The following is a 5,638-nucleotide window of genomic DNA, read 5'->3' on the forward strand; positions in this document are numbered from 1 at the left end:
CGCGCCGGATGGTCTTCATAAAACAGCGGCATCCATGCCGTCACTCCGTTCTCGTCAAGAAGCTGCGCCGATATCGTCTGAATGTCCTGCTGCTGGAAGATACGGAAGTTCTGCCGTAATCCTGCCCGCCACAGCGGCGGGCTGATGCTCAGGGAATAACGCATCTGCCAGTCGTTGTTCTCACCAGGCTGCACCTCCGTCACAATACCGCTGACGTAACGCTGCGGGATATCACCCTGCCAGACCGTCAGCACCGCGTTCTTCTCCAGAAAATCCTCCGCCGTCAGGTCGAACAGCCCGCTGGCGATATCCACATTCAGGATGAACGGTGTGCAGTGATGCTGGTACAGACGGAAGCTCACCACCGCCGTCGCCATCTCCACGATACCGTCCACCGACAGCGTGAAACGTAATCCTTCTGAGGACATATAATCTCCCTGATTAATCAGCGATAATAGCCCGGGTTTAAATACCACAGTACCCGGACATATTAAGTTTTATTTCGCTATTTTTTGTTTTGATTACGATAACGGCATTCACATCACCACCTTCTTCATCCACCACAGCTCCTTTAACTGGACTTTGTGTTGTGATAATCGATACCTCATCATTCTTAAAAATACTGATATTTTTATTTGTCGATATCTGTTTTAATATCGTCATCTTGCCATTCAGTTTCATGATGGCTGAATAGGGACAACTTTCACCGCCCACAGGGCAGATACCACCCTCAACATAATTATAAAGATGTTTCTCATTATTTTCAGCCAGACTCAAAGTACAAACAGGATGAGGCAAGCCTACGACTTCATCAACGCCAAAATTATTCACAACAGGGTCTTCCGATAATATATTTCCTGAATCTGCTGCAAGACAAACAACAAAATTCGACGATATCAGAGCCAAAAATAGTATTATTTTTTTGAGCATTTTTATTGATTCCTTGAACATCAGGGGGTAGGCAGATTATTTTTCCATACATCCAGATATGGGGCAGGATCTGTCACATCAGAACGTCTTTGATAAGGCGCTCTGTTGCGATCTGTCAGGCGACCCGATGAGGTCGCATTCGTATAAATCTCCAGATGCAACATAGATGAACCCGAATGCAGTCTCCCCACCTTAGCAATAACCTGACCTTTTTTGACCGTTTGCCCACCGACGTATGATCCATTAATAATTTCGCCATAGCGAAGGAGAAGGTTGCCATGTCTAATTTCTACAGCAGAAGTACCCTCGTAAAACAGATATGGAGGCTGAACTAATACGCCATCAGCAACAGCATAAATAAGCGTTCCTCGGGGGAATATCAAATCACAACCGGCATGTCTGCGGCCCTCACTGCGCGACGCCCCAAATTGACGACCGCCGTTTGTCCATGATCGCGCAGGAAGTACGGGGAATGGAAAACAGAATCCCTCACCAGTCTCGGCAACAGTACCATTTGAATCAGTAGAAGGACTCCGGGATGGCCCCGAAGAAGGACTCGCGGGAGAGCCAGGTGAACTCCGCGTTAAATGATCAGGAACACCCAGTTTCCGCCAGGTCTGTGGCCCTACGATGCCATCATCATTTAACCCATTATACCGCTGAAATATTTTCACTGCGTCGTATGTATTTTTTCCAAATATACCGTCCTCTACGAGTAGTGGAGTAAATTCATTTCTATTGAGTAATTGTTGCAACTTTTTCACATCACTATTGTTTGAAAACATCCAAAGTGTTGCAGCCATATATTCTCCCTGCCTGACTAAACGAAATAACTATAAAAGAAAAACCATAATGCTCGCACTATAGGGCGGGATCGCAGATATCCTGCTGCTGGAAGATACGGAAGTTCTGCCGTAATCCTGCACGCCACAGCGGCGGGCTGATGCCCAGGGAATAACGCATCTGCCAGTCGTTGTTCTCACCGAGCTGCACCTCCGTCACGATACCGCTGACGTAACGCTGCGGGATATCACCCTGCCAGACCGTCAGCACCGCCTTCTTCTCCAGAAAATCCTCTGCCGTCAGGTCGAACAGCCCGCTGGCGATATCCACATCCAGGATGAGCGGCGTGCAGTGGTGCTGGTACAGACGGAAGCTCACCACCGCCGTCGCCATCTCCACGATACCGTCCACCGACAGCGTGAAACGTAATCCTTCTGAGGACATATGACCTCCCTGATTAATCAGCCTATATTCACGGTGCCGCCACCGATAACCACGCCGCCGCAGTCAATGGCATCGCCGGTTCTGGCTGCGGGCAGGCCGTCAATAAAGACAGAAGAAGAGCCGCCTGCGATTTTACGGGGGTGAGGCGGATGGTCCGGTTTAGAATGTGGCATCAGCGGGTCGCCCTGACGGGCGGCGGGTAATCCGTCAATAAAGACGGTGGAGGAACCCGCAATAATGGCGGTCTCATAATAACCGTCATGCTGGGTGCCTTTATCGCTGAGTCTGGCTGCTGTGGGCATATAAGTTTCCTTATGTGTTGTATAATTTACATATTGAATTATATCGCAAATCCTTTGCGATATTTATTGATAGCCGCGTTTTTAAACTAAACGATGTAAAGTACTTATGTAAAAACGCTTAGACACTTTAATAACGAATGATATTTTTCTTGGATATTTTATATTATTTTAGACAAATACAATTTTTATATATTGCATTGCATTCAAAAAAAACAAAGTCACCGCCAGAATTATCTATTCGAGTGCGTTTCTCTCAATTTCGACAGTCCTCTCATGAATGATTTTTTTTAGAAATACATCCAACTCTTTTGAATGATAAAAATTTACGCAGTCGTATATAACCATATTTGAAGATGCTAAATCACCACTAGTTTGTTTTGGCCTGTAAAAACCCCCTGTTTTGTTATTAATGAAAGATGCTAAAACATTATCCTTATTTCGATAAAAAGCGAGCCCGGCATCAATATCAATAAACCCCATAGTGTTATCTTTCAATGGTAGTTTTGTAAAATCAACCCCCATTTTTTCATAATTACTGGTAATACATTTAGCGAGTGCAAATATTTTATAATCATCCAGAGTACTTTCTGATTCACTGGCTTTAGCCTCTGAATATAACAATGAATTTCCCATAAAAAAAATACAGAATATAAAAAATATAGCTTTCATTATTTCAATTCCCAAAAATAGATTGCAAAAGCACTGGAATCAGCATGGTCATTACCGCCAATGGCTCTGTTACCAGTCCATAGTGTAGCATGTCCCGTAGCGCCACCATGATCCGCAGGTCTTTTATAAACCATTATATAAACACCTTTTTTATCATTTAATACCGAGCTTACATCGTCAAAGCTTAGAGGATATTTAATGACATAATCTGCACTTCCCCATATTTTTATCAGAAAGTCTTTTAATCTTGCAGCTCCAGGCTCTATTGATTTTCCATAATGGATATGAGATTTTTCACTAATAACAATATCTCTTTCCCCCACTCTTTTTAATCCTCCAGAAAGTAATCCAAGAGATACTCTTGTAGCACAACCATTATTGAATTGCGTAGTATCATAATCAGCCCCAAAAATTGATGTAAACAAATCAGTCATAGGTAAGTCACTCTCGATTTCGGTGCCTCCATTGACTTTTGGATATCCTTCATAGACATCAGACCATGCAGGTCTTTTTACATTAACAGTCGATTTTTGTTTTCCCGCACTAGCTGTAACTTTTTTTGCCATAATAAGTCCTTACTGATTCAACGAATAAGTATCACGTAAAACTGTCATGTAAACAATCGCCAGACTTTAAGTGAATACAACATAGTAGTATGTATTCTGTTATCTAAATGATCAGCTAATCATATAATTCTTATTCAACAACATCAGACATATATTACCAAACAACTACTCATCTAAAGTACAGACGTCTGCCCCAGATAAAACCTGCTCAACAACCATCTCACCTGATTCATCTACCGTGCCGCTAACAGCAAGAGATCTTTCCATACCATCAAAGTCATCATATTTTATTTCGACGGACACACTTTCCCCAGGACTATACCCTTTTGTCTGCACATGGAGATTGAGGTCTACATAGTGTCTGGATGTATCCTGAACTTTTGTCCGATTGTTACCATAGGACCAACTAATAGAAACAATTTCCTTTTCATCATCATCTGAATTGTCCGAATCGTTTCCACTATCATCATCTCCGGCCCCCCCCTCTCCATCACCGGAGTCGCCATTGCCCTGCCCGTCATCTTCGCCTTCTTCATCACCCCCGTCATCCGCCAGCGCCGCCAGTACACCCGGCTGCATCGTCCCCACCGGTGTCCCTGCACTGCCCCCGCCGTTCAGGTTTATCTTCGGCCCGGCAATATCCACTCCGCCCGGCTGAATAACGATGAACGAGCCACCCACCTTCAGGCTTATCCGGCTGCAGCTCTCCAGCACGATATCCCCGTCCACCTTTATCCCCAGCGCGCCACTCACCTTCTCTGCCAGGTCGCCCTTCACCTCCAGACTGTGCTTCCCCTCCACCAGGCTGATATGGTTTCCCGTCGTCTTATGCTCCTGCTTCCCTTCCACCGTCACCTTCCGGTCGTTTCTGACATACAGACCGTCATCGTGACTCACGCTCACCGTCCGGTCGTTCGTCACCTTCAGCGTCTGGTCATTACGTACCGTTATGCGCCGGTCGTTCGCCACCGTGATACTCTGGTCGTGGCCCCCTTCTTTTCTGGTCCCGACCTCAACCGTCTGCCCCTTCACCACCGTGATTTTCTGGTCATTGCCGATGGTTTCCGTATGGTCATGCTTCACATCCGTTGTCCGGTCGTTAAGCACCTCCGTGTCCATGTTCTTCTGCGCGTGGATATACACCTGCTCATTACTGGTGGCGTCCTCAAAACGCAGTTCGTTAAAGCCACTTCCTTTATAGGTTTTTGAGCGGATGGTCATCTGCGTCTTCGTTCCCGGCAGGTCGCCCGGTGAACGGTTATCTTCATGGTAGGTCCGTCCCATGATTATCGGCTGGTCCGGGTCACCGTTCAGAAAGTCCACTATCACTTCCTGACCCACTCGCGGTATCGCCAGGTTGCCGAACCCGGGTCCCGCCCACGCCTGCGACACCCGTATCCAGCATGAACTCTCCTCCGTCATCCCGTGATAACGGTCCCAGTGGAACTTCACCCGTACCCGGCCATGTTCGTCGCAGAATATCTCCTCGCCCTTCGGCCCGGTCACGATGGCACTCTGTGGGCCGTCCACCTTCGGCTTCGGCAGCGGCGCATGACGCCACGTCCTGTCCGCCGGTATCACCTCAAACTGGTTACTCAGCGTCGTTCCCTCGCCGTGACTCCCGTGCAGCGCCTGCGGCTGTTCTCCCCGCAGTGTGCTTCCCGTTACCTGCCATTCCCGGTTCAGCGTCCCTGACGGATGGCCCGTCAGCCGGAACCGCGTTCCCGGCCACAGCCGCGCCGTGTTACACACCCCGTTCGCCGTCTCCGACCCGTTCCGCCACCCTTCCGTCTGGTAGCGCGCAAAGTCCCGGCCATGCTGCTCATCCTTGAAACGCCCCGGATAATCAAATATCTCGTACTGCGTTCCCTGTCCGTTCAGGCTCTCCCCGTCATGGCTGTAGTACCCCGGCCACCCCGGCGTTTTGAACGTATAATCCTGCGT

7 protein-coding genes and 1 pseudogene are annotated in these 5,638 nt (G+C 47.7%); all 8 read right to left on the reverse strand.

Annotation, left to right across the window (positions count from 1 at the left end):
* On the reverse strand, positions 1 to 428 hold a 428-nt coding region (locus tag AACS80_RS23660; RefSeq protein ID WP_276609464.1), incomplete at its 3' end, for a contractile injection system protein, VgrG/Pvc8 family.
* Between the two features lie 37 nt (positions 429 to 465).
* Positions 466 to 930, reverse strand: coding sequence for an adhesin (locus AACS80_RS23665; protein ID WP_138184028.1), 465 nt, complete (start codon positions 928 to 930; stop codon positions 466 to 468).
* 20 nt (positions 931 to 950) lie between these two features.
* The gene (locus AACS80_RS23670) at positions 951 to 1,733 is read right to left on the reverse strand and encodes a peptidoglycan-binding protein (RefSeq protein ID WP_240730962.1); all 783 of its coding nucleotides are present in this window, start codon (positions 1,731 to 1,733) and stop codon (positions 951 to 953) included.
* Positions 1,734 to 1,809: 76 nt separating this feature from the next.
* Positions 1,810 to 2,157, reverse strand: a pseudogene (locus tag AACS80_RS23675) (contractile injection system protein, VgrG/Pvc8 family); the annotation flags it as partial.
* A 17-nt stretch (positions 2,158 to 2,174) separates the two neighbouring features.
* The gene (locus AACS80_RS23680) at positions 2,175 to 2,459 is read right to left on the reverse strand and encodes a type VI secretion system PAAR protein (protein WP_135411019.1); all 285 of its coding nucleotides are present in this window, start codon (positions 2,457 to 2,459) and stop codon (positions 2,175 to 2,177) included.
* Positions 2,460 to 2,693: 234 nt separating this feature from the next.
* Positions 2,694 to 3,128 carry a hypothetical protein gene (locus AACS80_RS23685; RefSeq protein WP_138184029.1) on the reverse strand — a complete coding sequence of 145 codons (435 nt, stop codon included), beginning with the start codon at positions 3,126 to 3,128 and terminating at the stop codon, positions 2,694 to 2,696.
* Positions 3,128 to 3,694 (reverse strand): T6SS effector amidase Tae4 family protein, encoded by a 567-nt coding sequence (locus tag AACS80_RS23690; RefSeq protein ID WP_138184030.1) that lies wholly within the window; start codon positions 3,692 to 3,694, stop codon positions 3,128 to 3,130. The genes AACS80_RS23685 and AACS80_RS23690 overlap by 1 nt, the downstream gene beginning before the upstream one ends.
* Positions 3,695 to 3,859: 165 nt before the next feature.
* The coding region (tssI, locus tag AACS80_RS23695; protein ID WP_138184031.1) for a type VI secretion system tip protein TssI/VgrG at positions 3,860 to 5,638 on the reverse strand (1,779 nt) is incomplete at its 5' end.

Source organism: Escherichia sp. E4385 (assembly GCF_963883145.1).
GTDB lineage: Bacteria > Pseudomonadota > Gammaproteobacteria > Enterobacterales > Enterobacteriaceae > Escherichia.